A 26,787-nucleotide genomic window follows, 5' to 3' on the forward strand; every position below is an offset into this window, starting at 1 on the left:
GAGCGAGGTCCTGATGCGGTCGGCCACCGCGGTCAGGCCGATCTCGGTATCAGTGAGGCGGTCGCCGCGGCCGCCGATCCCGCCGACATTCCCACTGCCCCAAATCGATGCTACCAAGCCCAGATCGCCTGCCCGATCCATGCCGAGGATGCATCGATGTTCGACCTCAACCAGCTGCGCTGCTTCGTCACCGTGGCCGAGGAGCTGCATTTCGGCCGCGCCGCGATCCGGCTCAACATGACGCAGCCGCCGCTGTCGCGGCAGATCCAGGTGCTGGAGCACATCATCGATGCGGTGCTGCTCGAGCGCACCAGCCGCTCGGTGAAGCTGACGCCGGCGGGCCGCAGCTTCCTGCCGGAGGCACGGCGCATCCTGAAGATGGCCGAGAGCGCCGCCCAGGTGGCGCAGCGCATTGCCAGCGGCAAGAGCGGCTCGCTCAAGATCGGCTTCACCGCGGCCGCGGCCTACAGCTTCCTGCCCGATCTGGTCGCCGCCTGCCGCAGCGAGCTTCCAGAAGCCGATCTGTCGCTGAAGGAGATGGTCTCCGGCGACCAGATCGAGGCGCTCGCCTCCGGCCAGATCGACGCCGGCCTGCTGCGGCCGCCGATCGCGCGCCCCGAATTCGCCACCCGCCGCGTCGTCGCCGAGCCGCTCTGCGCCGCGCTGCCGCGCCGCCATCGTCTCGCCTCCGCCGAGAGCGTGTCGATCCGTGATTTCGACGGCCAGAACTTCATCATGTATTCGCAGACCGAGGCGCGCTATTTCCACGATCTCCTGGTGTCGCAGTTCATGCGCGCCGAGGTGCTGCCGCGCTACGTGCAGCATCTGAGCCAGATCCATTCCATCCTGGCGATGGTGCGCGCCGGCCTCGGGCTTGCGATCGTGCCCGAAGCGGCCTCCAGCCTGAAGATCGCCGATGTCCGGCTGCGGCCGCTGAAGCTGCGCAATCCGACGCCGGCCGAGCTGTTCCTGGTCTGGCGGCGCGATCACGACAATCCGCTGCTGCCGGCACTGGTCGATCTGGCCGGCAATCTCGCCGTCAAGCCGGTCGAGGATTGATACCCGATCCACATCAATCAATACCGTCATTGGCTTGGACCGGCATCGAACTTGGTCCTACGACATCGCCCGGGGGAATGCGCGCCGGCGCCTGCCGCGCCCGTTCCCAAGGACATTCGTGAAGGACCCGCGCGATGAGCAAGATGACCCCGACGGAAATGGCTGCGAAGATCGGCAGCGGCCTGCTCTCCTTCCCCGTGACGCCGTTCAAGGCCGACTATTCGTTCGACGAGGCCACCTATCGCGCCAACATGGACTGGCTGTGCGGCTACGACGTCGCCGGCCTGTTCGCCGCCGGCGGCACCGGCGAGTTCTTCTCGCTGACGGCGGCCGAGGTGCCTGAAGTCGTGCGGGTCGCGGTCGAGGAGACCAAGGGCCGCGTGCCCGTGCTCGCCGGCACCGGCTATGGCACCGCGATCGCCCGCGAGATCGCCATCGGTGCCGAGAAGGCCGGCGCCGACGGCCTCCTGCTGCTGCCGCCCTATCTGATGCATGCCGAGCAGGACGGCCTCGCCGCCCATGTCGAGGCGATCTGCAAGTCGGTCAAGATCGGCGTCATCGTCTATAACCGCGACAACGCCATCCTGCAGCCGGATACGCTGGCGCGGCTGTGCGAGCGCTGCCCGAACCTGGTCGGCTACAAGGACGGCATCGGCGACATCGAGCTGATGACCCGGGTGTACAGCAAGATGGGCGACCGCCTGACCTATATCGGCGGCCTGCCGACGGCCGAGACCTTCGCTCTGCCCTATCTCGACATGGGCGTGACCACCTACTCCTCGGCGGTGTTCAACTTCGTGCCGGAATTCGCCACGAACTTCTATGCCGCAGTGCGCAAGCGCGACCACGCCACGATCCATGCCGGATTGAAGGATTTCATTTTGCCGCTGATCGCGATACGCAACCGCAAGAAGGGCTACGCGGTCTCGATCATCAAGGCCGGCATGAAGGTGATCGGCCGCGACTCCGGCCCGGTCCGCCTGCCGCTGACCGACCTCACCGAGGCCGAGATGGCCGAGCTGACCGCGCTGGTGAAGGCGCTGCCGGGCGCCGTGACGGCGCAGCAGGCGGCGGAGTGATTTCGCAGTCATTCCGGGGCAAGGCCGCAAGGCCTTGAACCCGGAATCTCGAAGTTGATGGAAAAGAAGCGGCGCAAGCCAATCTCTGGATTCCGGGTTCAGCCCTGACGGGCTGCCCCGGAATGACGGAGGTAAGAAGACGAGGAGGAGCACATGAGTCACGACGCCACCCGCGCGGACATCTCCGGGGCGCCGGTCGTCACCGGCATGGAGGTCATTCCGGTCGCAGGCCGTGACAGCATGCTGCTCAATCTCTCAGGCGCGCATGGGCCGTTCTTCACCCGCAACATCGTCATCCTCACCGACAATTCCGGCCGCACCGGCGTCGGCGAGGTGCCCGGCGGCGAGAAGATCCGGCGGACGCTGGAGGATGCGAAGAGCCTGATCGTGGGCCAGAGCATCGGCGCCTGCAACACGATCCTCGCCGCGATGCGCACCGCCTTCGCTGACCGCGACGCCGGCGGCCGCGGCAAGCAGACGTTCGATCTGCGCGTGATGATCCACGCGGTCACGGCAGTCGAATCCGCACTGCTCGACCTGCTCGGCCAGCATCTCGGCCTCCCGGTCGCTGCGCTGCTCGGCGAGGGCCAGCAGCGCGCTTCCGTCGAGGCGCTCGGCTATCTCTTCTTCATCGGCGACCGCAGGAAGACCGACCTGCCCTATGCCACCGGCGAGGGCGAGAAGGACGGCTGGTATACGCTGCGACACCAGGAGGCGATGACGCCCGAAGCGGTGGTGCGGCTCGCCGAGGCGACGCACGAGGCCTACGGCTTCGTCGATTTCAAACTGAAGGGCGGCGTGCTCGCCGGTGAAGCCGAGATCGACGCGGTGACCGCCATCGCCAAGCGCTTCCCGCAGGCCCGCGTCACGCTCGATCCCAACGGCGCATGGTCGCTGGATGAGGCGATCCGGCTGTGCAGGGACATGCACGGCATCCTGGCCTATGCCGAGGATCCCTGCGGCGCCGAGGCCGGCTTCTCCGGCCGCGAGATCATGGCCGAATTCCGCCGCGCCACCGGCCTGCCGACCGCCACCAACATGATCGCCACGGACTGGCGGCAGCTCAGTCATGCGCTGCGCCTCGGCGCGGTCGACATTCCCCTGGCCGATCCCCATTTCTGGACCATGCAGGGCTCGGTGCGCGTCGCCCAGACCTGCCGCGACAATGGCCTGACCTGGGGTTCACACTCCAACAACCATTTCGACATTTCGCTGGCGATGTTCACCCATGTCGCCGCCGCAGCTCCAGGCAAGGTCACGGCGATCGACACCCACTGGATCTGGCAGGACGGCCAGGCGCTGACCAGGCAGCCGCTGCAGATCAAGGCCGGCAAGATCGCGGTGCCGGAGCAACCCGGGCTCGGCATCGAGGTTGACCGCGACGCCATCGAAAAGGCTCATGCGCTGTACAAGAGCCACGGGCTCGGCGCACGCGACGACGCCGTCGCAATGCAGTATCTGATCCCCGGCTGGACCTTCGACGACAAGCGTCCCTGTCTCGTGCGATGACGGGGGCGATCGGTTAGATTGTCCGAGCAATCGCGCAAAGTCTGGAGAACAACATGAACGCGATCCTCAAGAATTTCATCGCCGGCGAGTGGGTCGACGGCAGCGGGGTCACCCGCAACATCAACCCCTCGAACACCAACGACGTCGTCGGCGAATATGCCAAGGCCGACAAGGCGCAGACCGAGAAGGCGATCGCCGCCGCCAAGGCCGCCTTCCCGGCCTGGTCGCGCTCGACCCCGCAGGAGCGCTATGACGCGCTGAACAAGATCTCGGCGGAGATCCTGTCGCGCAAGGAAGAGCTCGGCCGCCTGCTGGCGCGCGAGGAAGGCAAGACCCTGCCGGAGGGCATCGGCGAGGTCGCCCGTGCCGGCCAGATCTTTGCGTTCTTTGCCGGCGAGGCGCTGCGCCTGACCGGCGAGAAGGGCGCCTCGGTCCGTCCGGGTCTCGACGTCGAGATCACCCGCGAGGCCGTCGGCGTCGTCGGCATGATCACGCCCTGGAATTTCCCGATCGCGATCCCCGCCTGGAAGATCGCGCCCGCGCTCTGCTACGGCAACACGGTGGTGTTCAAGCCGGCCGAGCTGGTGCCCGGCTCCGCGCATGCGCTGTCCGAGATCATCGCCCGCTCCGGCCTTCCCGCCGGCGTGTTCAATCTCGTCGTCGGCTCCGGCTCGGTGGTCGGCCAGACCTTGCTCGAACACCCGGACGTCGCCGCCATCTCCTTCACCGGCTCGGTCGGGACGGGGCGCAAGATCGCGCAGGCCTGCGTGCTGTCGAACCCGATGAAGAAGTTCCAGCTCGAAATGGGCGGCAAGAATCCGCTCGTCGTGCTCGACGATGCCGACGTCAAGGTCGCGGTCGAAGCCGCCGCCAACGGCGCCTATTTCTCCACCGGTCAGCGCTGCACGGCCTCCTCGCGCCTGATCGTCACCGAAGGCATTCACGACAAGTTCGTTGAAGCGCTGACGGAACGTCTGAAGGGCCTCGTCGTCGACGACGCCGTCAAGCAGGGTACCCATATCGGCCCGGTGGTCGACGGCAATCAGCTCGAGCAGGACCAGCGCTATCTCAAGATCGGCCAGGACGAAGGCGCCAAGCTGACCTGGGGCGGCGAGCTTCTGAACCGCGAGACCCCCGGCTTCTACATGCAGCCGGCGCTGTTCACCGAGGCCACCAACACCATGCGCATTGCCCGCGAGGAGATCTTCGGACCGGTCGCCTGCGTCATCCGCGCCAAGAACTACGACGAGGCGCTGGCGATCTCGAACGACACCGAGTTCGGCCTCGCCGCCGGCGTCTGCACCACCAGCCTGAAATACGCCTCGCACTTCAAGCGCAACAGCGAGGCCGGCATGGTGATGGTCAACCTGCCGACCGCCGGCGTCGACTACCACGTCCCGTTCGGCGGCCGCAAGGGCTCGAGCTACGGCGCCCGCGAGCAGGGCTCCTACGCGCGCGAGTTCTACACCACGGTGAAGACGGCCTACACCTTCCCGGTGTGAGCCCTCATCATTGCGAGCGAATGAGATCGCGGCAGAGGCGGTCTGCTCCCTCTCCCCGTTCTTACGGGGAGAGGGCTGGGGTGAGGGGCAGCCGCACGGACAGTCTCCGCGGCGAGCCCCCCTCACCCGGATCGCTTCTCCGATGCAATCCGACCTCTCCCTGCGGGAGAGGTGAAGAGAGAGCTGTAGGGTAGGCAAAGGCGCGACAGCGCCGTGCCCACCAACAGTCGACCAAGACGAAAGGCGGTGGGCACGCTTCGCTTTGCCCACCCTACGGAGCACAACGGAGCCAGCATGAACCAGCAGGTCGTGAACCAGGAGCCCCGCACCATCAAGCTCAACGCGCGCGACAACGTCGCGATCGTGGTGAACGATTTCGGCCTGCCTGCCGGCACCAAGCTGCCCGACGGCCTGACGCTGAGGAGCTTCGTCCCGCAGGGCCACAAGACCGCCCTGGTCGACATCGCGCAAGGCGCGCCGATCGTCCGCTACGGCGAGATCATCGGCACTGCGAAGTCGCCGATCGGAGCCGGCGAATGGGTCGACGAGGCCCGCATCGACATGCCGGAGGCTCCTGCCCTCGACAAGCTGGAGATTTCGACCGCCGTCCCGGCGCCGCTGCCGCCGCTCGACGGCTACACCTTCGAAGGCTATCGCAATCGCGACGGCTCGGTCGGCACCCGCAACGTGCTCGGCATCTCGACCTCGGTCCAATGCGTCAAGGGTACGCTCGAATTCGCGACCAAGCGCATCAAGAGCGAGCTGCTGCCGAAGTACCCAAATGTCGATGACGTCGTCGCGCTCACCCATGCCTATGGCTGCGGCGTCGCGATCACGGCGCCAGATGCCGTGGTGCCGATCCGCACCTTGCAGAACCTCGCACTGAACCCGAATTTTGGCGGCGAGATCCTGGTCGTCGGCCTCGGCTGCGAGAAGCTCGCGCCGGAGCGGCTGCTGCCGGAGGGCACGGAGGACTCCATCGTCCGCATGCAGGACGAAGCCTTCGACGGCTTCGGCGCCATTGTCGATGCCATCATGACCCAGGCCGACCGTCGCCTCGCCGAGCTCAACAAGCGCACGCGCGAGACCTGTCCGGCGTCCGATCTGGTCATCGGCCTGCAATGCGGCGGCAGCGACGCGTTCTCCGGCGTGACCGCCAATCCCGCCGTCGGCTTTGCAGCGGACCTGCTGGTGCGCGCCGGCGCGACCGTGATGTTCTCGGAAGTCACGGAAGTCCGCGATGCCATCCAGCTGCTCACCCGCCGCGCCATCAACGAGGAGGTCGGCCGCGCGCTGATCCGCGAGATGGACTGGTACGACGCGTATCTGGCGCGCGGCGGCGCCGATCGCAGCGCCAACACGACGCCCGGCAACAAGAAGGGCGGGCTCGCCAACATCGTCGAGAAGTCGCTCGGCTCGATCGTGAAGTCCGGCTCCGGCCCCATCCATGGCGTGCTGGCGCCGGGCGAGAAGGCCAAGCAGAAGGGCATGCTGTTTGCGGCGACGCCGGCAAGCGACTTCATCTGCGGCACCTTGCAGCTCGCCTCCGGCATGACCCTCCAGGTCTTCACCACCGGCCGCGGCACGCCCTACGGCCTTGCCGCCGCCCCAGTCATCAAGGTCGCGACCCGCAGCGAGCTGGCGCGGCGCTGGAAGGACCTGATCGACTTCGATGCCGGCCGCATCGCCACCGGCGAGATGACCATCGAGGAGACCGGCTGGGAGCTGTTCAAGCTGATCCTCGACGTCGCCTCCGGCCGCACCAAGCCATGGTCGGACCGCTGGGGCATCCACAACGATCTGACGCTGTTCAATCCGGCTCCGGTGACCTGAGGGAGCAACATCGCTCATCCTGATATGGCGATGATTTCGCTCAGACCTGTCCCCGTCATTGCGAGCAGAGCGAAGCAATCCAGAGTCCCGCCCACTATTCTGGATTGCTTCGCTTCGCTCGCAATGACGCGTATGTTGAAGCGACGAGTCTGGATCACGCAGGCCGGGAGGGAAAATCAGATGTCGAGCTTCAGCCGCTTTGCCGTCCTTGCGGTCACCGCCCTCCTTCTCTCCGCCACCCCCTCCCGCGCCGACGACTCCATCCCCGGCGTTCCCCGCGAGCTGCTCGAGGACATCGCGACCGGCAGCCGCATCCTCGCCGATCTCGGCGTCGTCGACGCCTTCGGCCATGTCAGCGCGCGGCATCCCACCAATCCGCACCACTTCCTGATGGCACGCTCGATCGCGCCGGCGCAGGTCACAGCCAACGACATCATGGAGTTCGACGAGAACGGCGAACCGGTCGATGCGAAGAACCGTGCGGTGTTCCTCGAACGCTTCATCCATGCCGAGATCTACAAGGCCCGTCCGGACGTCAACGCCGTCGTGCACACCCATTCGCCGGGCGTCGTGCCGTTCAGCGTCAGCCATACACCCTTGAAGCCGCTGTATCACAACGCCGCCTTCCTCGGCGACGGCGCGCCGGTGTGGGACATCGGCAAGGAGTTCGGCGCCACCGACATGCTGGTGCGCAATAATGCGATCGGCAAATCGCTCGCATCCGCGCTCGGCGACAAGTCCGTGGTGCTGATGCGCGGCCATGGCGACGTCACCGTCGGTCCTGCGGTCAAGGCCGCCGTGTTCCGCGCCTATTACACCGACGTGAATGCGAAGCTGCAGGCGCAGGCACTCGGGCTCGGCTCCGAGGTGACGTATCTCAGCGCCGAGGAGGCTGCCAAGGCCGATGGCGTCAACATGGTGATCATGGATCGTGCCTGGGCGCTTTGGAAGCAGAAGGTGCAGTCGGCGAAGTAGTCCTGGAGGTTGAAGATCATTTCACCGCAGCGGTGCCCCGGAATCCTGTGACGCGTTGGGCCACGACGTGACAATGTCATCGGTTTCTCCCTGTCGTTGTCGTGTTGGGCCGTTGTTCCGGCCGTATCGATCCCATGGGGCTTGCGTCCCGGAACTTTCCATTGCTTTTGCGGTATCGAACGACCACCGGCGCGGTTCAGCGTCGGGCTCTGCACGGGTGCGATCGGAGGTGCACAGCGCTGCTTCCGACCTCTTTTTGCCGCAAAGCTGACACATCGCTTGACCTCTCGCGCCGTCCCGATTCCTCCAGGCTCTCCCCGCGGATGCCCCTGCATTTTCCTCGCCTCGCCGTCCTTGCGCTCGCGCTCTCCCTGGGGACGCCATGTCTGGCTCAGCAGCCGATGCCGGTGGCGAGCGCGCCGGAGGACCGGCCCGACATCGATCTCTATGCGCTGATGTCCGGCACCTGCCGCACCGCGAAGGTCGATGGCCGCGAATATTCGTGCAAGACGGTGGCGTTCTTTCACAGCGAGAAGGGACGCGCTCATTTCACCGTCGCGCTCGACGATCCCGCTGACGAGAATCACATCATCGCGTTCTCCGGCGTCAATGGCCGCAGGTCGATTCAGAACGTCTACGAATTGCCGATCGACCGCATGCTGCTGAACTCCAAGCATCGTCCGAAGGTCGATGGCATTCCGGTGCCGGCCACGAAGAGCTCGGCCGGCGTGTGCCGTCAGGTCGGCAATTTCGCGATGCTCAAGGTCACCAGCGTGACCTGCTCCGCCAAGGACGACAGCGGCCGCGCCTATGAGCTGGTGTTCGTCTCCGACGGCACGCCCATCACCTTGCGCCGGGTGCGCCAGACGATGACGAACGCCGAGCACAATCCCTATGAATAAGCGCGTAGCGATTGCGGCGACCGCGCGCATCCGCGTCGCCTGACGCGCATCTGCTCCAATCCGCATCTCGAACAGCCATGAACATGAGGGCGCGTTAACATGAGGGCGCGTTCTCGCGGCAGATGATGCCCGAGGCTTACGATCCATCTCGCCCCTTCGAAGTGCAAAGGGCGCAGGGAATGCCGGGTGAAGGCCCCACCCATGGCCCGCCTGCGAAAAAAATGCAGGCGGCAGGTACCACAGGCAAAGCCGTACACTCCGGCATTCCCTGCGCGATGGTCTTCACGCTTATACGCAGTCTCCCTGGTGCGCCGGGCTTGTTGGCCACCATGGCGCAATGCGCTTGCGCGCATTGCGCTGGACACCAGCGTCGGGGTGTCAGGACCCTGCGACTTCACGTCCGCAGCCTCGCCGTTCGTCCATGCATCCAAAGACACGTTGCGGCTTGATCGCGGCCATCGCATCCCCGCCTCGCGTGTCGTGACGATCGCGCGCAACGCCCCTCTGCGGTGAGGCGGGATGCGCAACCAAAGCATGATTTTCGAAAAAACGAAAGCGGAAAATGCGAGCGCGCGACCAGGCATCGAGAGGCCGTTGAACGGATTGAACAAAATTACGACGGCTTGTTGCGCGCAACCGCTGGCGGCGGCCTCTGCACAGGCGCGCAGACGTTCAGAGCGGGGCTGATTTGCCCGACGTGCCGGCTCGGCCACACCCGTAACATCGACAAGCGACGCTCAGCGCGGGCGCGCAGCCGCGCCCAGGAGATCCTGTGCAGCGCGCCCGAGCCGCCTGGCGGCGTCGGCGAGATCCTTCGCCGCAAAGCCCGAATAGCCCAGGATGAAACCGTCAGGCCCGCGCTGCACGATCCGCGCATCCGACAACAGCCGGCACTCGATGCCGGCGCGGTCGCGGATCAGTTTCGCCGTGCCCTTCGGTGTTGCGGGCGGCAAGGTCGCCAGCAGATGCAATCCTTGCGAGGGCGCGGCCAGTTGCAGGCTGCCTTTGCCGTGCCTGGCCAGCGCTTCGGCGACGACATCGCGCGCCTGGCGGTAGCGCGGGCGCATCCGCCGCATGTGGGCCGCGAGCACGCCGTCGGCCATCAGGTCGGCCAGCGCGTCCTGCATGAAGGCCGGGGGAAACCGGTCCTGCGCCGCGCGCGCCGCGACCACCCGCGCGACCAGCGCCGGCGGCACCACGAGATAGCCGAGCCGCAGTCCCGCGAACAGCGTCTTGCCGAAGGTGCCGAGATAGATCACGCGCTCGCCGCCGATGCCGGCCAACGCCGTCAGCGGCGGGCCGGCAAAGCGGTACTCGCTGTCGTAGTCGTCCTCGAAGATGTAGGCGTCCGCCCTGCGCGCCCAGTCGAGCAGCGCGATGCGCCGCGCCATGCTCATCGCAACGCCGGTCGGAAACTGATGTGATGGCGTCACGTAGGCGGCCTTGGCCGCGCCGTACGCCGTCTCGCCCGCGCTCACCATGAGGCCTTCGTCATCGACGGGCACCGGGACCAGCTTCGCACCGGCCGTGCTCAACGTGTGGCGCGAGGCGACGTAGCCGGGGTCCTCGAACCAGACGGGATCGCCCGGTGCCAGCAGCGCGTCGATGCACAGCCGCAGGCCGTGCTGGGTGCCGCTCACGATCAGGATGCAGCTCGGGTCGCAGCGGACGCCGCGATTGGCCGCAAGATAGTGCGCAACCTCGGTGCGCAGATGCAGGCTGCCGCGCGGATCGCCATAGCCGAGCTCATCCGGCGCGGCGTGGGCGATGCGGCGCCGGCTGGCCGCGGCGAGCCGCCGCAACAGCACGGGATCGACCAGCGTGCAGCCGAGCGCGAACGGCCGGCGCGGCGGAATGCGGATGTCCAGCTCGGCCACCGGCGCGGCGACCTGCGGCGCCGGCAGCCGTGCCGCGACATAGGTGCCGGCGCCGTGGCGCGCCTCGACCAGGCCATCTGACAGCAGCGCTTCATAGGCTGCGACGATCGCGTTGCGGCGGACGCCGAGCTGCTCGGCGAGCCCGCGCGTCGAGGGCAGACGAAGACCCGGGGCGAGCAGGCCATCGACGATGCCGGTGCGCAGCGCGCCATGCACCTGCTGCGACTGGCTGCGGATGCTGCGGTCGAGCCGGATCGGCAGCGCCAGCACGTCGTCGCGGCGCCGCGAAGTGGTTGATTGCTTTCGCATCGAAGTGGAACTCCCGGCAACCACTTTGCCATGGCATGACGTCGGCGGAAACAGGAGACTGACGATGTCCGAGCAACAGATGCCGAGCTATGCCGTCGACGACACCAACCGGGTCAAGCGGCGGCATCAGCGCGCCCACTACGATCATGCGACGGTCCATGCCGTGCTCGACTCCGCAACGCTGTGCCACGTGTCCTATGTCATCGACGGCCAGCCCTATTGCACGCCGACGCTGTTCTGGCGCGAGGGAACGACGCTGTATTGGCACGGCTCGAGCGCGAGCCGCATGCTGCGCAACCAGTCGGAAGGACAGCCGGCCTGTCTCACCGTCACCCATCTCGACGCGCTGGTGCTGGCGCGCAGCGCCTTCCACCATTCCGCCGACTACCGCTCGGTGATGGCGTTCGGCCATGCCCGGCTGATCGAGGATCAGGCGGAGAAGGAGCGCGCGCTGGTGATGATGGTCGACCGCCTGTTTCCCGGCCGCACGGCGAGCCTGCGCCAGACCACTGAGCAGGAGCTCAAGGCGACATCGGTTATCACCATGGAAATCGAGAAGGCATCGGCGAAGATCCGCGCCGCCGGCGTCATCGATGACGAGGAAGATTATGCGCTGCCGATCTATGCCGAGCGCATTCCGGTCCACACCCTGATCGGCTCGCCGGAGCCCGATGGCCGATTGCTAGAGGGCGTCACCCGTCCCGCAACGCTGTCAGGTTTCAGCTCTGGGCGGCGGCTGGATGAGGCGCTGACGGAGGCGTATGCAGCGAGCTATCCGGCGGGTAGTTAAGATAACGGAAGTGTAGGGTGGGCAAAGGCGCGTCCCAGCGCCGCGCTTGTTGCTGGCTAGCGATCGCGCCGTGCCCACCCTACGGCCCGATCAGACCAGTCAGGGCTACGCTGCCCAATGAAGTGCCCTCTCCCCTTGTGGGAGAGGGCATCGGCGGCCTATCCGCATGCGCGTTTGGGTGAGGGGTTCTCTCAACGAACGATGCTCGTGGACAAATACCCCTCACCCAACCGTGATTGGAGCACCGTCCAAGATGCCCTCTCCCACAAGGGGAGAGGGCACATTCACGAGCACCGCGTGCCAAGCGTTACGACTACGCTTCAACGCGGCTTACCGCTCGATCATCCTGTTCCATCGCGTATTCCATTCGGGGCGCTTGGCGTTGATGACGTCCCAGTCGAGCGTGATCGCGCTCTTCATGTAGGTATGAAACGTCGCGAGCTTCTGCTCGGCTGCCGGGGTGGTCGCCTTCGCGGTCGTGTTGGACGGCACGATGTTGCCGGCCGCCAGCGCCTTGGATTGTGCCTCCGGTGACAACAAATAAGCCGCCAGCTTCTGTGCCAGCTCGGCTTCGGAGTTGTTGGCGATGACGCATTCGGCGACCATCAGCACGACCGAGCCCTCCTTCGGCTGCGCATACTCGACCGCGATGCCCTTCTCCTTCAAGGTCGATACCGCGGTCGGCGTCAGCGGGAAGATCGCCGCTTCGCCGGTCTGCGCCATCTCGGAGATCTTGGCCGAGTTCGGGATGTATTCGAGCACGTTCTTGCCGATCGAATCGGCGAACGCCTTGAAGCCCGGCTCGACATTGGCCTCGCTGCCGCCGTTGATGCGGTTGAACATCAGGAAGGCGTGCAGGCCGAAGGTCGAGACCGAGGCCGACTGGAACACGACCTTGTCCTTGAATTTCGGATCGGCGAGATCGAGCCACGAGCTCGGCGCCGCCCAGCCTTGCTCGTCGAACAGCTTCTTGTTGTAGGCTAAGCCTGTCATGCCGATGTCGATGCCGGCGGCGATGTCGTCCTTGAGCCGTGCGAACGGCTCGAGCTGCGCCAGGCCGTCGCTCGGCTTCAGCTTTTCGCACAGGCCGAGGCCGGCGGCGCGGATCATCACGCCGTCGTCGAGAAACATCACATGCATCTGCGGCTTGTCCTTGGCCGCAATCGCCTTGGCGAGAATCTCCGAGGAGGTGCCGGGCACCACGACGATCTTGACGTCGTTCGCCTTCTCGAAGTCCGGAAACACGGCCTGCGTATAGGTGCGCTCGAAATTGCCGCCGTTCATGCCGACATAGAGCGTCTTGGTTTCAGCATGCGCGGCTGATGTGGCGAGCATCAGCGCGAGGGCTGGGCCGAGCGCGGCGCGAGCATCGATCATGGCGAGGTCTCCTTCGATCCTGTCGTCATTGCTGCTTGAGATGCATCGCCCGGCTGCGATGCGGGTGGGAAACGTGTGATCGCGAAGGCGCCGATCGGCGTCGAGGTCTCGCCGTCGCGCACCAGCTCGGCCAGGACCTCGCCGACACCCGGCGCGATCTGGAAACCGGCGCCGGAGAAGCCGAAGGCGTGGATCAGGCCCGGCGTCGTCGCGCTCGGCCCGATCACCGGATTGCGGTCGGGCATCGTTGCCTCGGTGCCGCTCCAGAACCGGATCGCCTGGGCGTGGCGCAGTGGACCGAACAGCCCGCTCGCCCGCTGCATGATGGCGAGCACGCCGTCGCTGCGGGGACGCGAAAAATCGGAGTCGGCGAGCGGCGCAGCGCGCTCGCCGCCGACGACGACGTTGCCGCGGGCAACCTGCCGCGCGTAGATGCCGCCGCCCTCGATGCCGATGTTGACGCCGAGAAACGGATCGAGCGGCTCGGTCACGATCATCGAGGGATAGGTGCGCTCCAGCGGCACCGGCTCGCCGAATGCGGCGGCAAAGCCGTCGGCCCATGCGCCGGCGCTGTTGACGACGGTGCGCGCCTTGATGGCGACGTCGCCGGCTTCCAGCGCAAACCCCTCGAACGTCCTGGTGGCGCCCGTGACCTCCGTGGTCTCCAGCACCTCGGCACCGGCGCGACGCGCCGCTGCGGCGAAGGCGGTGGCGACCAGCCGCGGATTGGCGTGGCCGTCGCCGGGACAGAACGAGCCGCCGACGACGTCGCCGCTGATGCCGAAGCGCTCGCGTAGCTGGTTATGACCAACCAGCTCGAGACCGAGTCCGAACGGGGCGACATCGGCGGCGTAGCGTTCCAGGCTCGCCATGTCCTCAGCGCAGCGCGCGAGCTTGAGATGGCCGGAGCGCACGAACTCGCCGTCGATGCCGATCAGCGCCTCGAGCCGCGGCCAGATCGCGTGGGATCGCTGCGACAGCGGCAGTTGCTCGAACGGGCGTCCCTGCCGGCGCACGCCGCCGTAGTTCACGCCGCTCGCCTGCGCGCCACAAAAACCCTTGTCGAGCAGCGTGACGGAGAGGCCCATGCCGCGCAAGGCGAGCGCGGCGGAGCTGCCGACCAGCCCGCCGCCGATGATCGCGACATCGCTGTCAATGCGCCGGGTCATGCTGCCTCTCGTCGACCGACAGGCCGGCCGCCAGCGGGATCGGCTTGATCGGCGCCTGCGCGCGCAGCCGGCCGACAGCGTCGATGTCGCGGCGCGTCTGCCCAGCCAACAGCTCCGCGGCGGCCGCGCCGCACATCCGGCCCTGGCAGCGGCCCATGCCGATGCGCGTCACCGCCTTCAGGCGATTGATCTCGGTCAGCGAGAAATCGCTGATCGCGCGCCGCGCCTCGCCGGCATCGATCTCCTCGCAGCGGCACAGCAGCGTGTCATCGGCGATGTCGCCTACCCAATGCGACGGATAGGGAAACGCGGCCTCCAGCCCGTCGCGCAGGCGATCGATCGTCGCAAGCCTGCGCTCGAGCGCGGCAACCCGCCCGGCATCATGCGGCAGGCCGCGATCCTCCAGCAATGCGAGCGCAACGCGCTCGCCGGCGGCTTCGGCGGCATCAGCCCCGGCGATGCGGGCGCCGTCGCCGGCAAGGTACACGCCCGCGACGCTGCTGCGGCCACTGGCGTCGCGCACCGGCAGATGCGCCCGGTCGCGCGCATCAAAGCGGAAGGCGCAGCCGGCGAGATCGGCCGCCTGGGTTTCCGAGCGCAGATTGAGGCCGTAGCCGACGCCGTCGCAGGCGATCGCGTGCTCCCGCCCGCCGGCGTGAAAGGCGATGCAGGCCACCCTGCCCTCGCCCTCGATCCGCACCCGGGACACGCCGAACCGCACGCGCGTGCCGCGCAGCGTCAATTCCGCGGCCATGCGCACCCCACGCAGCACGATGCCGGGGGCCAGCGGCAGCGCGCGCAGCAGATTGAGCTTCGCCGACAACGGCGCCACGTCGAGCACGGCGGCGACGTCGACACCGGCCTTCATGTACTGCCACGCCACCAGATAGAGCAGCGGGCCGGAGCCGGCGAACACCACGCGCCGGCCGATCGCGCAGCCCTGCGCCTTCAGCGCGACCTGCGCGCCGCCGAGCGTGAACACGCCGGGCAAGGTCCAGCCGGGGATCGGCAGCACGCGATCGGCGGCGCCGGTCGCGAGGATCAGTCCATCATAACTGATGCGATGGCTGATGCCGTCGCGGAGAATGTCGGCCGCGCCGTCGCGCAGATTCCATAGCAGCGCATTCGGCCGGTAGTCGATCGCAGGGCCGAGCGCCGCGAAATCGCGATGCAGTCGCACGGCCTTCGCCGCCTCCGAGCCGTAGCGCGCGGTGGCATCCCGACCATCAGGACAGAGCGGCTGGCGATAGATCTGGCCGCCGCAGGCGTGGCCTTCGTCGATCACGACCGGCCGCAGGCCGGCGGCGACCAATGTCGTCGCGGCGCGGATGCCGGCCGGGCCGGCGCCGACGATCAGGGGCGGCGCGCGCTCAGCCATGGCTGCGTCCCCGCTGCGTGACGATGTGCATGCCCGCGGCGAGTTCCGTCGTGCAGGCGCGCAGCCGCTCGCCGCTCGCGAGCTGCACCCAGCAATCCTGGCAGGCGCCCATCTGGCAGAAGCCGGCCCGCGGCGCGGCGGAAAACTCGCTGTGGCGCAGCCGTTCGACATGACAGAGTACCGCCGTCAGCACGGTGTCGCCGGCGCGGCCGTCGCAGGGCACGCCATCGATCGTGAAGGAGATGACGGCGCTGTCGTTGCGGACGAGGCGATGCAGCAGCGGCATGGTGTCAGCCCTGTCCGACGAGGATCTTGTCGAGACCGAAGATGCGGTCGAGCAGCAGCATCGCCGCCGCCGTCACCGCGATCATCAGCGCCGACACCGCGGCCATCATCGGATCGATCGATTCGGTCGCGTACATGTACATGCGCACCGGCAGGGTGACGGTGGCGGGCGAGGTGATGAAGATCGACATCGTGAGCTCGTCGAAGGAGTTGATGAAGGCAAGCAGCCAGCCGCCGGTGATGCCAGGCAGGATCATCGGCACGGTGATCCTGCGGAACACGATCCAGCCGGAGGCGCCGAGCGTGACCGCCGCCTGCTCGGCGCTGCGGTCGAGGCCCGACAGTGCCGCCAGCACCAGCCGGAGCACATAGGGCGTGACCACGACGATGTGGCCGGCCGTCAGCCAGACCAGGCTGCCGGTGGCGCCGATCAGCGCGAACAGCCGGAGCAGCGCGACGCCAAGCACGAGATGCGGGATCATCAAAGGCGACAGGAACAACGCGTTGAGCGCCGCGCGGCCGCGGAAATCGTAGCGATCGAGCGCGAGGCCGGCGGCGACCGCGAGCACGACCGCGATCGTCGCGGCTGTCGCCGCCACCCACAGGCTGTTCAAAAAGGAGGCGACGAAATCCGGATGCGCGAACACGGCCGCGAACCAGCGCAGCGAGACCTGCGTCGTCGGCAAGGTCAGGGTGTTGGCCGGCGTGAACGCGACGAGGCCGATCACGATCAGCGGCGCCAGCACGAAGCCGACGACGAGCGCATGAAAGACCAGGGCGATCGGACCGTTGTGGCGCATGCCGCTCACCCCAACATCCGTTTCGCGCGCGCTTCGACGGCGCGCTGATAGGCCAGCATGATGACGAGGTTGATGACCAGCACCAGGATCGCGATGGCCGCGCCGAGCGGCCAGTTCAGCTCGTGCATGTATTCGTCGTACACCAGCGTGGCCGCCATCTTCAGCCGGCGTCCGCCGAGCAGCGCGGGAATCGCGAAAGCCGACGCGGACAGGCCGAACACGACCAGGCTGCCCGACAGCAGCCCCATCGTCACCTGCGGCAGCACCACGCGGCGCAGCGCCGTGAAGCGCGAGGCACCGAGCGTCCAGGCCGCGGCCTCGACCATCGGATCGAGCTTCTGCAGCGAGGTCCAGACCGGGATGACCATGAACGGCAGCATCACATGCACCAGCGCGATGACGATCGCGGTCTCGGTGTAGAGGATCCTCACGGTGCCGAGACCGAGCGCGCGGAACGCCTCGTTCACCAGCCCGGTGGGACCGAGCAGCATGCTCCAGCCGAAGGCGCGCACCACGACCGAGACCAGCAGCGGGCCGATGATCGCGAGCAGGAACACCGAGCGCCAGGGCTCGCGCATGCGCGCCAGGATGTAGGCCTCGGGCGCGCCGATCATTGCGCAGATCAAGGTCGTGAGCGCGGCGAGCCGCAGCGTGCGCCAGAAGATATTGAGGAAGTAGCTGTCGGACAGGATCGCCGCGTAGTGCGCCAGCGTGGTCTCGTCCTTGACGCCGGTCGCGGCGTCATAGACGTGGAACGACAGCGCCAGTGTCAGCACGAGCGGCACGACCACCAACGCGGTGAACAGCAGCGCGCCCGGCGCCGCCAGCAGCCATGGTGTCGTCGCGCGGGTGCTCATGCCGGTGGCGCTCCGTCAGGCTTCGACGCGCGCGCAGCGGCGCTGCTCCAGGCGAGGCCGACCTGATCGCCCTCACGCGCCGGCTCCTCGCCGGCATTGGGCAGGGAGACGCCGATCAATCCGGCCGGCGTCTCCACGGTGAAGAACCAGGTGCTGCCGAGGAAGAACCGCGCCTGGATGCGACCGTCGAGCACGCCGGCGCCAGGCGAGGTGAGACTGATCTTCTCCGGCCGGATCGCCAGCATGGCGGCTGCGCCGTCGGCGAGACCCGCAGCCTCGCACGGCAGCACGCGCCCGCCGATCTCGACGCCACCATCGCGCCAGATGCCGGACAGCCGGTTCATCTTGCCGACGAACGAGGAGATGAAGGGTGTCGCGGGACGTTCGTACAATCGATAGGGCGCATCGACTTGCATGATGCGGCCCTGCTCCATCACCACGACGCGGTCGCTCATCGACAGCGCCTCGCCCTGGTCATGGGTCACCATGATCGTGGTGGTGCCGACGCGCTGCTGGATGCCGCGCAGCTCGAACTGCATCTCCTCGCGCAGCTTGGCGTCGAGGTTCGACAAGGGCTCGTCGAGCAGCAGCACCGGCGGATCGATGACGAGCGCGCGCGCCACCGCGACGCGCTGACGCTGGCCGCCGGAGAGCTGGCGCGGATAGCGGTCGGCGAGCGATGCGAGCTGCACCAGCGCCAGCACCTGGCTCACGCGCACGTCGCGCTCGGCCCTGGCGACCTTGCGCATCTCCAATCCGAAAGAGACGTTCTGCGCCACCGTCATGTGCGGAAACAGCGCGTAGCTCTGGAACACGATGCCGAGGCCGCGGCGGTCCGGCTTCTCATTGGTGATGTCGCGACCGTCGAGCGTGATCCGGCCCGAGGTCGGCTCGACCAGGCCGGCGATCATCTGGAGCGTCGTGGTCTTGCCGCAGCCGGAGGGGCCGAGCAGCGAGATGAACTCGCCCTTGGCGACGCTGAGGCTGACATCGCTGACCGCAGCGATATCGCCGTAGCGCCTGGTGAGACCGTCCAGCGTCAGGAAACCCATGCGTCCTCGCGCGGGAAGCTCCCTTCGCCATCAGCAGGGATTGCCGCCCTGGGGCTCTTTCATGCCGGCGGGCCATGCAGACGGTCAATCATGAATTCCGATATCCTGAATTTATCTATCTGGAATTCTAATATATGAAATCTATACGACAGATTTGCCTCCAACATTCATCACTTCAGATGACGACAGCCGACAGCGATTCGTCCTCCAGCCTTCGCCGGGCCCTGAAGCTGCTGCGCATCCTCGCCGAGGGCGACCCCGACGGGTTGCGGCTGAAGGACATCGCGGAGGCCGCGGGCTGCAGCCAGCCGACCGCGCATCGCATGCTGCAGGATCTCGCCGCCGAAGGTTTCGCCGAACAGGCGGCCGGCAAGCGCTATCGCCTGGCGCTCGACTTCTACGTGCTCGCCGCACGCGCGGGCCAGGCCAGCGGCCTACGCGAGGCGGCGCGGCCGGCGCTGCTGCGGCTGTCGGCAACCTTGAGCGACACGATCTTCCTGCTGGTGCGCAACGGCTTTGACGCGGTCTGCCTCGACCGCGTCGAAGGACCGTTTCCGATCCGCTCCTTCACCGGCGACATCGGCGGCAAGGTGCCGCTCGGGCTGGGCCAGGGCAGCCTCGCGATTCTCGCCAACCTGCCCGAGGACGAGCAGGAGGCGGTGATCCGCTTCAACATCCCGCGCCTGCTCGATCGCGGTTTCCTGGACGAGGCCTCGCTGCGCAGCGCGCTGGCACAGGCCCGCGCCCAAGGATGGGTCAACACCAGCACCGGTCTCATTCCCGGCATGGCCGGCGTCGGCGTGCCCGTGCTCGACGCGCAGGGCCGCGCCGTCGCGGCGCTCAGTGTCGGCACGCTGGCGGAGCGGCTGAACGCCGACCGGCTGCCGCATGTCGTGAAGATCCTGCAAGGCGAGGCGAAGGCGCTGGCCGGCAAGCTCAACCCGTTCGATGTCGCCTTGCGCTATCCGTCGCGCAGTTTGAGCACGATCGGGGGAAGCTGAGCACGCGACGGTCGAGGCCTCATGGTTCGAGAAGCGCCGCGCGCGGCGCTCCTCACCATGAGAGTCAATATCTCGCCGCGCGTGTTCGAACCGTTATGTCACCCACTCGGCGCGAATGCCACGCGGCGCGTCCCTGCTCTCGGGCTCGCGCCAAGAGAAGCTGAACATGCCTATTGGCTCGACCTGTTCGAGCTCAACTCGGACGATGTCGCGCGCGATCACGACGATGAACGGCGCCGGCGGTTTCTCGGCCGTCAATTGCCGCGGCGGCGAGAACACCGTCCCGACGCTTTCCACCAGCAGCGGCCGCGGCGCCTCGTGAACCTTCACGAGGCCCTTGATGCGCAGCAGCCGCTCGCCGAGCCGGCCCGCGACATTGTCGAGCCAGCCGGCGAGGTCGGCATAGGCAATCTCAGCCGGCGGGCGGACGAGGCAGAGCGCGAGACGCGGATGCGCGGCGGACAGATCGGGCGCGACCTCGCGCAGCGGCAGCGATGTTGCCAGCGGCGCGAATGCGGCCGTCACGATGGCCACGCGATTTGCGCTGGCAATCGCCTCGGCCACGGGATTGAGCTGCGCGATCGCAACCTGCGCTCCGGCAAGCGCGTCAAGCGCGAGATCGGCCTTGGTCGCGACGATGCGATGCGCCGCCGCCCATTGCGCGGCAGCTTCCTCGAATGTCGCGACGCCGAGCCCGCGTGTGAGATCGTAGGTCACGACGACGGCGACGCGCATACGGTGCTCGGCGAGCGTCGCGAGCTGGCGCAGCACCGGGCCGGGCATTGACAGGCCCGAGGTCTCCAGGATGATCCGCCGCAACGGCGGCAGCCCATCCGGCCGCGGCGCCATGATCAGGCGATCGATGGTGAAGGCGAGATCGCTGCCGACCTGACAGCACACGCAGCCGTTCGACAGCATCGCCATCGGCACGTCGTCGCCGCTCTCGCGCAGCAGCACGCCGTCGAGCCCGACCTCGCCGGCCTCGTTGACGATCACGGCCGTATCCGACGCCGTCTCCGCGGTGAGCACGTCGCGCAGCAGCGACGTCTTGCCGGAGCCGAGGAAGCCGGTCAGGACGAAGAAGTCGATGCTAGAGGCGCTCATGGCGCCGCGGCGTCCTTGGTGGCGTACTTCTCCGGCACGTCGCTTTCCCAGCTCGCCTTCACCAGATCGCGGACGTCGGCGAGCAACTCTTCGGTGTCGTAGATAATGCCGTCCTTGATCGTGAATTTGAGGCCGCGATGCCACTCGACCGCGTTGGTCGCATCGTTGAAGCGCATCGCGCCGGTGCCGTAGAGCAGCTTGAAGTCGGTCAGCGGATTGTGGTCGTGCACCAGCAGGTCGGCGCGCATGCCGACGTCGACCGTGCCGATCTCATTCTCCAGGCCGCACAGCGCAGCACCCTGCGACGTCGCCGAGCGGATCACCTCCAGCGGATGGAAGCCGGCCTCCTGCAGCAGCTCGAGCTCGCGGACATAGCCGAAGCCGAAGATCTGGTAGATGAAGCCGGAATCCGAGCCGGTGCAGACGCGGCCGCCGCGGTTCTTGTATTCGTTGATGAACGCCATCCAGAGCCGGTAGTTCTCCTTCCACTCGATCTCGTTCTGGGTCGACCAGCGATACCAGTACGAGCCGTGGCCGCCGCGCTGCGGAGTGAAGTAGTCCCACATCGACTTCCAGGTATACTCCTTGTGCCAATACGCCTGGCGCGCCCGCATCAGGTCGCGGTTGGCGTCGTAGATCGTGAACGTCGGCACGAAGGTGAAGCCGATCTCCAGGAACTGCTCCAGCACCTCGTTCCACTTGGCCGAGCCGGGCTCGGCGCCCTGCCGGAACATCTGTCCGGACACCGAGAAGCGGAAATATTCGTCGGTGTAGTTGTAATCGAGCGGGAAGTTCTGGATGACGCGATCCTCGAACAGCGCCTCCGGCAGGCCGTAGTAATGCTCGGCGCTGGTGAGGCCCCATTTGGCCGTGGTCAGCGCGTTCATGCGCGACACCGCCATCTGGGCGTGGTGGCAGCCGGTGCGCAGGCCGATCTTTTTGCACTCGTCGAGCGCGGCTTCCATGATCGCAGGCGGCGCGCCGAAGAACTTGATGCCGTCGGCGCCGCGCTCCTTGACGGCACGCAGCCAGCTCCGCCCCTGCTCCGGCGTATAGATCGTCTTGACCATGTCGTTGACGGCCGGAAAGTACGCATAGGCCAGCAGCCGCGGCGAGGCGATGCCGTTGTTCTCCGCGCGCTGCTTCTGGTCGAGCATCCAGGACAGGCCGTTCATCGAGCCCATCTCGCGCACCGTGGTGACGCCGTGCGCCAGCCAGAGCTTGTAGACGTAGTCGACCGGCGGCACCCAGCCGTTGGCGGAATGATAGGCGACGCCGGCATGGGCGTGGCAGTCGACGAAGCCCGGCGTCACCCATTTGCCGCGGCAGTCGATCTCGTGATCGGCCGGCTCGCCGGCGTTGCCGGCATAGCCGTAGCCCACGACCTTCTTGATGCTGACGATCCGGCCGTTCTCGACGATGATGTCGACCGGCCCGATCGGCGGCGCGCCGGTGCCGTCGATCACGGTGGCGCTGCGCAGCGCCAGCCGCTTGAACGGCCCGATGCCGCGATCGCGGCTCGTTGCCTTCGGCACGATCGGCGCGGCGCCCTTGTTCCTGATGAAGGCGAGCTCATCGCCGGGCAGTGTCGTGGCTTGGTCGGTCATAGCGACAATTCCTTTGATCCAATTAGTAAACCAAGCGCACAGTGCGTTCCCTCTCCCCGTTCTTACGGGGAGAGGGTTGGGGTGAGGGGCAGACGCACGGGTGGTGTTTGTGGTGAGACCTGTACCCCCTCACCCGGATGGCATCTGACGATGCCATCCGACCTCTCCCCGCAAGCGGGGCGAGGTTACACCGCGCGCGCGATGAAGTTCTCGCGCCACACATTCCACGCCTATCCCGTCCTGTACCGCCGCGCGAATGCCACGCTGCCGAACACCGTGAACGCCATGGTCACCGCCAGCAGCATGAAGGCGAGTGCGGCGCCCATCGGCCAGTTGTTGCCGCGCACGAACTGGTCATACACCGCAGGCGCCATCATCTTGAATCGCGGGCCGCCGAGAAGCACCGCCGTTGCATAGGTGTTCATGCACAAAACGAACACCAGAATCGAGCCGGCGGCGACGCCGGGGCCGGACAGCGGCAGGATGACCCGCCAGAACACCCGCGCGCCGGAGGCGCCGAGATTGGCGGCGGCATATTCGAGATCGCGCGGAATGCTCTCGATCACCGCCGACAGCGTCAGGATCATGTAGGGCAGCACCACCGCGATGATGCCGATGATCACCGCCTTGGTCGTGTACATGATCTCCAGCGGCGTCGAGATCAGGCCGAGCTTCAGCAGGCTGGTGTTGACGAGGCCGTCGCGTGCGAACAGCGCCATCCAGCCCGCCGAGCGCACGACGTTGCCGACCAGCAGCGGGAACAGGGTCGCGATCACGACCAGGCTCTTCCAGCGGCTCTCCATGCGGCCGAGCCAATAGGCCGCCGGGAAGGCGAGAATCAGCGTGAGCAGAGTGCACAGCAGTGCGATGCCGAGCGTCGCGAGGATGATCTGCTGATAATATGGATCGGTCGCGGCCTTGATGTAGTTGTCCGGCGACAGCGCCTGCATCATCAACTGGGTCGGGCTGAACTGGTTGAGCGATATCCGGAACATCAGGATCATCGGCCCTACCAGCAGCGCCAGGACCAGGAGACAGGCAGGGACGACCAGCAGCGCCATCGCGCGAGCTCCGATTGCGAAGGTGTCGGCTGTTCAGCCGCGGCCCCTGCGGCGAGGCCGCAGGGAGCGCATCATCCAAGGCCTACGCCTTGAACTCCTTGTTCCAGAAGTCGAGCGTGCGCTGCGAGCGCCCGGCGGCATAGGCGTAGTCCGGCTTCAGCAGCCGCGCGCGCTCGGCCTCGGTGAGGCTGACCTGCTTCGCGAGATCCTCCGGCAAAGGCGCGTCGGTGACGGTCGGGACGTAGCCCATCTTGTCCGCGAAGCCACCCTGCGCCTTGGCATCCAGCATCGCGTCGAGATAGGCGAAGCCGCCGGCCTTGTTCTTGGCGTTCTTCGGCACCGAGGCCTGGAACACGATGGCCGGCGTGCCCTCCTTCGGCACGACATGGGCGAGCGGAATGCCGGACTTCTTCCACATGAAGCCACGGGCGAGCCACATCGTGGTCAGCCATACCTCCTCCGACTTCAGCGCTGCCGCCAGCGCCTCGTTCGACGGATAGATCTTTACGTCGAGCGAGCGCCATTCCATCAGCTTCTTCTCGGCCGGATCGAGATTGCTGACTCCGCCGCCGCCGGCCAGCGCCGCCGCCAGCGTGTTGTTGGGATAGAGGATGTCGGCGAGACCGATCTTGCCGCGCCATTTCGGATCCCAGAGATCGGCGAAGGATTGCGGCGGCGTCTTCACCTGGTTGGTGTTGTAGAGGATCACCTGCGCCGAATAGATATGCGGAATCGCGATCTCGCTTCGAAGCTCCGGGAACACCTTGTCGAGCCGCTTCACCTGGGCGGCATCGACCTTCTCGAACACGTCGGACTGCGACACGATGTAGGCGTCGTTGTCGGACAGGCAGGCGACGTCCATCGAGCCGCGCCGGCTCTGCCGCTCGGCCAGCAGCTTGGTCTTGCGCGGATCGGCGTTGGCGACGTCCTGCACGATCTCGAAGCCCTTCGGCGTCATGATCGGCTTGTCGATGATGTCAGAGAGCAACTGGCCGTAGTCGCCGCCCCAGGTGCCGACCACGACCTGTCCGCCTTCGGCGCGGGCGGTCGGCATACCGGAGGCCAGCGCGGCCATGCCGGCGCTGGCGGAGAGAAAATGACGTCGCGAAATCATGGCAGAACCTCTCGCTGTGGATGGGATGCGTTACGAAGATGTCTGAGGCACGAGACGCGGGACCTTGCGGTCCCATTGCAGCGACACCGGATCATCGGGCCTGAGCGCCGCCAGCGGCTCGCCGGCGTCGGGCGTCGGGCTGATCGCGACCAGCGTCTCATCACCGAGTGCCACCACATATTCGGTCTGCGCGCCCATATAGGTGATCGCCTGCAGGCGGCCGCGCACCTCGCCGGACTCGCCGGGCGCGATGACAATCCGTTCCGGACGCAGCGCGAAGGCGTCGGCATTGTCGCGCTCGCCGCTGCTGACATCGACCGGCAGCAGCAGGCCGCCGCTGGTGCGGAACTGGCGCTCATTCGCACGCCGGCCCGCCACGATGTTGCAGCGGCCGACGAAGTCCGCCACGAACGCATCCTTCGGCGAGTCGTAGAGCTCCTGCGGCGTGCCGATCTGGCGCACGCGGCCGCCCTCCATCACCACGAGGCGGTCGGCCATGGTCAGCGCCTCCTCGCGGTCATGCGTCACCATCAGGGTCGTCAGGCCGAGCCGCTGCTGCAGCGCGCGGATCTCGAGCCGCACCTCGGCGCGCAGCTTGGCATCGAGATTCGACAGGGGCTCGTCGAGCAGGAAGATGCGCGGATTGATCACCAGCGCGCGCGCCAGCGCCACGCGCTGCTGCTGTCCGCCGGACAATTGCCGCGGCAGCCGGTCGGCGAGATGCGACAGCCGCACCAGCTTCAGCGCCTCCGCAATTTTCGTCTTGCGTTCGGCCGTACCGAGGCCGCGCATCTCCAGGCCGAAGCCGACATTGTCGGCCGCGCTCATGTGCGGAAACAGCGCATAGGACTGGAACACCATGCCGGTGGCGCGCTTGTAGGCCGGCAGATGCGTGACGTCCTCGCGGTCGAACAGCACGCGGCCACTGGTCGGCGGCAGGAAGCCGGCGACCATGCGCAAGGTCGTGGTCTTGCCGCAGCCGGACGGGCCGAGCAGCGCGACCAGTTCGCCCTCATTGACGGCAAGATCGAGCCCTTCCACGCCGATCGACGTGCCAAAGCGCTTGGTCAGCTTCTCCAATGTGAGCTGCGCCATCACACCACCCGCGACAGTTTGACGAAGCGGTCGGTGATCACCATCAGCAGCCCGACCAGCGCGATCTGCACGGTGGCGACGGCAGCGAGCGTCGGATCGATGCGGAATTCGAGATAGTTCAGCATGGCAACGGGAAGTGTGATCCGTCCGGGCCCGACCAGCAGCATCGACAGATCGAGATTCTCGAAACTCTGGATGAAGGAGAACATCGCAGCCGCCACGATGCCGGAGCGCATCATCGGCAGGGTGATGCGGCGGAACACCTTGAACGGGCTGGCGCCGAGATTGGCGGCGGCCTCCTCGGCGGCACGGTCGAGTCCCTGCAGGCTGGCCACGACGAGCCGCACGGTCCAGGGAATCGCGAGCAGGGTATGCGCGGCGACGAGGCCTTCGGTGGTCGCCTTGATGTCGCGGTCGAGCAGATCCTCCGCCAGCACGTAGAGCATGTAGAGGCCGGAGCCGGCGACCACGCCGGGCACGGCGAGCGGCGCCAGCAGGAACGAGCTCAGCGCCTGGCGGCCGCGGAACTCGCCGCGCACGATGGCGAGCGCCGCCGCAGTGCCCAAGGGCACGCCGATCGCGGTCGCGAGCAGCGCGACCTGGAAGCTGGTGATAAGGCCGCGCAGGAATTCCGGCTTGCTCAGCGCGTTCGCATACCATTTCAGCGATAGCGCCGGTGGCGGAAAGCTCACGATCTCCTGCGCGAAGAAGCTGGTCACCACGATCATGATCACGGGCGCGAAGATGGTGGCGTAGGCGACGACGATCAGTGTCCGCACTGCGAATTGGCCGAGTGATGGTTGTCCCGTAAAACGGAACAGCATTGCAGACACCTCAACAAACAAAGGAGCACGTTGTGCGGCGGCATCGTAGTTGGCGGCTCCGCCGCCGCCAAGCCCGTGACGCGGGTTATCGCAATGCACATACGCATGGGCGAGACGATGCCGATCCTGACGGGTGACGTGGCGGCAGCGCCATCTTGGCGCTAGCGTCCCGCGTCTCTGCCGCGTCGCCGACACGGCGGACTTTTGACTTTCGGAATTTTCGAGGAC

Annotated in this window: 23 protein-coding genes; 9 read left to right on the forward strand and 14 right to left on the reverse strand. The window is 66.9% G+C overall.

The window, feature by feature from the left end; genetic code table 11:
- Positions 1-156 precede the first annotated feature (156 nt).
- From ACQR1X_RS23030 to ACQR1X_RS23060, 7 genes are all read left to right on the forward strand, one after another.
- Positions 157-1,059: a LysR substrate-binding domain-containing protein gene (locus tag ACQR1X_RS23030; RefSeq protein ID WP_316181762.1), complete on the forward strand. Its 903-nt coding sequence runs from the start codon at positions 157-159 to the stop codon at positions 1,057-1,059.
- A 134-nt stretch (positions 1,060-1,193) separates the two neighbouring features.
- The gene (kdgD, locus tag ACQR1X_RS23035) at positions 1,194-2,138 is read left to right on the forward strand and encodes a 5-dehydro-4-deoxyglucarate dehydratase (protein WP_434864186.1); all 945 of its coding nucleotides are present in this window, start codon (positions 1,194-1,196) and stop codon (positions 2,136-2,138) included.
- Positions 2,139-2,291: 153 nt separating this feature from the next.
- Entirely contained in the window at positions 2,292-3,647 is a 1,356-nt protein-coding gene (gudD, locus tag ACQR1X_RS23040) for a glucarate dehydratase (protein ID WP_434899628.1), read from the forward strand.
- Between the two features lie 53 nt (positions 3,648-3,700).
- A complete protein-coding gene (locus ACQR1X_RS23045) occupies positions 3,701-5,149 on the forward strand; it encodes an aldehyde dehydrogenase family protein (protein ID WP_434899629.1) in 1,449 nt (482 codons plus the stop codon).
- 294 nt (positions 5,150-5,443) lie between these two features.
- On the forward strand, positions 5,444-6,982 hold the full coding sequence (gene garD, locus ACQR1X_RS23050; protein WP_434899630.1) for a galactarate dehydratase: 1,539 nt from the start codon (positions 5,444-5,446) through the stop codon (positions 6,980-6,982).
- Between the two features lie 180 nt (positions 6,983-7,162).
- Positions 7,163-7,957, forward strand: a complete 795-nt coding sequence (locus tag ACQR1X_RS23055) for a class II aldolase/adducin family protein (protein WP_434899631.1) — start codon at positions 7,163-7,165, stop codon at positions 7,955-7,957.
- A gap of 323 nt (positions 7,958-8,280) precedes the next feature.
- Positions 8,281-8,859, forward strand: coding sequence for a hypothetical protein (locus tag ACQR1X_RS23060; RefSeq protein ID WP_434899632.1), 579 nt, complete (start codon positions 8,281-8,283; stop codon positions 8,857-8,859).
- Positions 8,860-9,596: 737 nt separating this feature from the next.
- Here the strand turns inward: ACQR1X_RS23060 and ACQR1X_RS23065 are convergent.
- Complete coding sequence (locus ACQR1X_RS23065; RefSeq protein WP_434899633.1) at positions 9,597-11,045, reverse strand: PLP-dependent aminotransferase family protein; 1,449 nt, start codon at positions 11,043-11,045, stop codon at positions 9,597-9,599.
- Between the two features lie 64 nt (positions 11,046-11,109).
- On the opposite strand from ACQR1X_RS23065, the gene ACQR1X_RS23070 reads away from it, so the two are divergent.
- Positions 11,110-11,835 carry a pyridoxamine 5'-phosphate oxidase family protein gene (locus tag ACQR1X_RS23070; RefSeq protein ID WP_316183167.1) on the forward strand — a complete coding sequence of 242 codons (726 nt, stop codon included), beginning with the start codon at positions 11,110-11,112 and terminating at the stop codon, positions 11,833-11,835.
- Between the two features lie 330 nt (positions 11,836-12,165).
- Here the strand turns inward: ACQR1X_RS23070 and ACQR1X_RS23075 are convergent, their stop codons facing one another.
- Genes ACQR1X_RS23075 through ACQR1X_RS23105 form a run of 7 tightly spaced genes read right to left on the reverse strand, consistent with a single transcriptional unit; the run spans position 12,166 to position 18,753 of the window.
- Positions 12,166-13,212, reverse strand: coding sequence for an ABC transporter substrate-binding protein (locus tag ACQR1X_RS23075; RefSeq protein ID WP_434899634.1), 1,047 nt, complete (start codon positions 13,210-13,212; stop codon positions 12,166-12,168).
- Positions 13,209-14,381, reverse strand: a complete 1,173-nt coding sequence (locus tag ACQR1X_RS23080; RefSeq protein WP_434899635.1) for an NAD(P)/FAD-dependent oxidoreductase — start codon at positions 14,379-14,381, stop codon at positions 13,209-13,211. Before ACQR1X_RS23080 ends, ACQR1X_RS23075 begins: the two co-directional genes overlap by 4 nt.
- Complete coding sequence (locus tag ACQR1X_RS23085; protein WP_434899636.1) at positions 14,365-15,759, reverse strand: FAD-dependent oxidoreductase; 1,395 nt, start codon at positions 15,757-15,759, stop codon at positions 14,365-14,367. Before ACQR1X_RS23085 ends, ACQR1X_RS23080 begins: the two co-directional genes overlap by 17 nt.
- The gene (locus ACQR1X_RS23090; protein WP_316236880.1) at positions 15,752-16,045 is read right to left on the reverse strand and encodes a (2Fe-2S)-binding protein; all 294 of its coding nucleotides are present in this window, start codon (positions 16,043-16,045) and stop codon (positions 15,752-15,754) included. The genes ACQR1X_RS23085 and ACQR1X_RS23090 overlap by 8 nt, the downstream gene beginning before the upstream one ends.
- Before the next feature lie 4 nt (positions 16,046-16,049).
- The gene (locus ACQR1X_RS23095) at positions 16,050-16,844 is read right to left on the reverse strand and encodes an ABC transporter permease (RefSeq protein WP_434899637.1); all 795 of its coding nucleotides are present in this window, start codon (positions 16,842-16,844) and stop codon (positions 16,050-16,052) included.
- Between the two features lie 5 nt (positions 16,845-16,849).
- Positions 16,850-17,701: an ABC transporter permease gene (locus ACQR1X_RS23100; protein ID WP_434899638.1), complete on the reverse strand. Its 852-nt coding sequence runs from the start codon at positions 17,699-17,701 to the stop codon at positions 16,850-16,852.
- On the reverse strand, positions 17,698-18,753 hold the full coding sequence (locus ACQR1X_RS23105) for an ABC transporter ATP-binding protein (protein WP_434899639.1): 1,056 nt from the start codon (positions 18,751-18,753) through the stop codon (positions 17,698-17,700). The genes ACQR1X_RS23100 and ACQR1X_RS23105 overlap by 4 nt, the downstream gene beginning before the upstream one ends.
- 179 nt (positions 18,754-18,932) lie before the next feature.
- On the opposite strand from ACQR1X_RS23105, the gene ACQR1X_RS23110 reads away from it, so the two are divergent.
- Positions 18,933-19,754, forward strand: a complete 822-nt coding sequence (locus tag ACQR1X_RS23110; RefSeq protein ID WP_434899640.1) for an IclR family transcriptional regulator — start codon at positions 18,933-18,935, stop codon at positions 19,752-19,754.
- Positions 19,755-19,847: 93 nt separating this feature from the next.
- Here ACQR1X_RS23110 and ACQR1X_RS23115 read toward each other — a convergent pair whose 3' ends face one another.
- The 6 genes from ACQR1X_RS23115 to ACQR1X_RS23140 all read right to left on the reverse strand — a co-directional run bounded on the left by ACQR1X_RS23115 (position 19,848) and on the right by ACQR1X_RS23140 (position 26,559).
- Entirely contained in the window at positions 19,848-20,858 is a 1,011-nt protein-coding gene (locus ACQR1X_RS23115; protein WP_434899641.1) for a CobW family GTP-binding protein, read from the reverse strand.
- Positions 20,855-22,465 carry an amidohydrolase family protein gene (locus ACQR1X_RS23120; RefSeq protein ID WP_434899642.1) on the reverse strand — a complete coding sequence of 537 codons (1,611 nt, stop codon included), beginning with the start codon at positions 22,463-22,465 and terminating at the stop codon, positions 20,855-20,857. The genes ACQR1X_RS23115 and ACQR1X_RS23120 overlap by 4 nt, the downstream gene beginning before the upstream one ends.
- 230 nt (positions 22,466-22,695) lie before the next feature.
- Positions 22,696-23,526, reverse strand: coding sequence for an ABC transporter permease (locus tag ACQR1X_RS23125; protein ID WP_315801990.1), 831 nt, complete (start codon positions 23,524-23,526; stop codon positions 22,696-22,698).
- A gap of 82 nt (positions 23,527-23,608) precedes the next feature.
- Positions 23,609-24,640 (reverse strand): ABC transporter substrate-binding protein, encoded by a 1,032-nt coding sequence (locus ACQR1X_RS23130; RefSeq protein ID WP_315801989.1) that lies wholly within the window; start codon positions 24,638-24,640, stop codon positions 23,609-23,611.
- 30 nt (positions 24,641-24,670) lie between these two features.
- Positions 24,671-25,735, reverse strand: coding sequence for an ABC transporter ATP-binding protein (locus ACQR1X_RS23135; protein ID WP_315801988.1), 1,065 nt, complete (start codon positions 25,733-25,735; stop codon positions 24,671-24,673).
- A complete protein-coding gene (locus ACQR1X_RS23140; protein ID WP_434845699.1) occupies positions 25,735-26,559 on the reverse strand; it encodes an ABC transporter permease in 825 nt (274 codons plus the stop codon). Before ACQR1X_RS23140 ends, ACQR1X_RS23135 begins: the two co-directional genes overlap by 1 nt.
- Positions 26,560-26,787 lie beyond the last annotated feature (228 nt).

The organism is Bradyrhizobium sp. HKCCYLRH3073 (assembly GCF_051167995.1).
In the GTDB taxonomy this organism is placed as follows: Bacteria; Pseudomonadota; Alphaproteobacteria; order Rhizobiales; family Xanthobacteraceae; genus Bradyrhizobium.

Coding starts and splice junctions, on each gene's coding strand:
- ACQR1X_RS23030 (WP_316181762.1), top strand. CDS start 157: ATGTTCGACCTCAACCAGCTGCGCTGCTTCGTCACCGTGGCCGAGGAG.
- kdgD (WP_434864186.1), top strand. CDS start 1,194: ATGAGCAAGATGACCCCGACGGAAATGGCTGCGAAGATCGGCAGCGGC.
- gudD (WP_434899628.1), top strand. CDS start 2,292: ATGAGTCACGACGCCACCCGCGCGGACATCTCCGGGGCGCCGGTCGTC.
- ACQR1X_RS23045 (WP_434899629.1), top strand. CDS start 3,701: ATGAACGCGATCCTCAAGAATTTCATCGCCGGCGAGTGGGTCGACGGC.
- garD (WP_434899630.1), top strand. CDS start 5,444: ATGAACCAGCAGGTCGTGAACCAGGAGCCCCGCACCATCAAGCTCAAC.
- ACQR1X_RS23055 (WP_434899631.1), top strand. CDS start 7,163: ATGTCGAGCTTCAGCCGCTTTGCCGTCCTTGCGGTCACCGCCCTCCTT.
- ACQR1X_RS23060 (WP_434899632.1), top strand. CDS start 8,281: ATGCCCCTGCATTTTCCTCGCCTCGCCGTCCTTGCGCTCGCGCTCTCC.
- ACQR1X_RS23065 (WP_434899633.1), bottom strand. CDS start 11,045: ATGCGAAAGCAATCAACCACTTCGCGGCGCCGCGACGACGTGCTGGCG.
- ACQR1X_RS23070 (WP_316183167.1), top strand. CDS start 11,110: ATGTCCGAGCAACAGATGCCGAGCTATGCCGTCGACGACACCAACCGG.
- ACQR1X_RS23075 (WP_434899634.1), bottom strand. CDS start 13,212: ATGATCGATGCTCGCGCCGCGCTCGGCCCAGCCCTCGCGCTGATGCTC.
- ACQR1X_RS23080 (WP_434899635.1), bottom strand. CDS start 14,381: ATGACCCGGCGCATTGACAGCGATGTCGCGATCATCGGCGGCGGGCTG.
- ACQR1X_RS23085 (WP_434899636.1), bottom strand. CDS start 15,759: ATGGCTGAGCGCGCGCCGCCCCTGATCGTCGGCGCCGGCCCGGCCGGC.
- ACQR1X_RS23090 (WP_316236880.1), bottom strand. CDS start 16,045: ATGCCGCTGCTGCATCGCCTCGTCCGCAACGACAGCGCCGTCATCTCC.
- ACQR1X_RS23095 (WP_434899637.1), bottom strand. CDS start 16,844: ATGCGCCACAACGGTCCGATCGCCCTGGTCTTTCATGCGCTCGTCGTC.
- ACQR1X_RS23100 (WP_434899638.1), bottom strand. CDS start 17,701: ATGAGCACCCGCGCGACGACACCATGGCTGCTGGCGGCGCCGGGCGCG.
- ACQR1X_RS23105 (WP_434899639.1), bottom strand. CDS start 18,753: ATGGGTTTCCTGACGCTGGACGGTCTCACCAGGCGCTACGGCGATATC.
- ACQR1X_RS23110 (WP_434899640.1), top strand. CDS start 18,933: ATGACGACAGCCGACAGCGATTCGTCCTCCAGCCTTCGCCGGGCCCTG.
- ACQR1X_RS23115 (WP_434899641.1), bottom strand. CDS start 20,858: ATGAGCGCCTCTAGCATCGACTTCTTCGTCCTGACCGGCTTCCTCGGC.
- ACQR1X_RS23120 (WP_434899642.1), bottom strand. CDS start 22,465: ATGACCGACCAAGCCACGACACTGCCCGGCGATGAGCTCGCCTTCATC.
- ACQR1X_RS23125 (WP_315801990.1), bottom strand. CDS start 23,526: ATGGCGCTGCTGGTCGTCCCTGCCTGTCTCCTGGTCCTGGCGCTGCTG.
- ACQR1X_RS23130 (WP_315801989.1), bottom strand. CDS start 24,640: ATGATTTCGCGACGTCATTTTCTCTCCGCCAGCGCCGGCATGGCCGCG.
- ACQR1X_RS23135 (WP_315801988.1), bottom strand. CDS start 25,735: ATGGCGCAGCTCACATTGGAGAAGCTGACCAAGCGCTTTGGCACGTCG.
- ACQR1X_RS23140 (WP_434845699.1), bottom strand. CDS start 26,559: ATGCTGTTCCGTTTTACGGGACAACCATCACTCGGCCAATTCGCAGTG.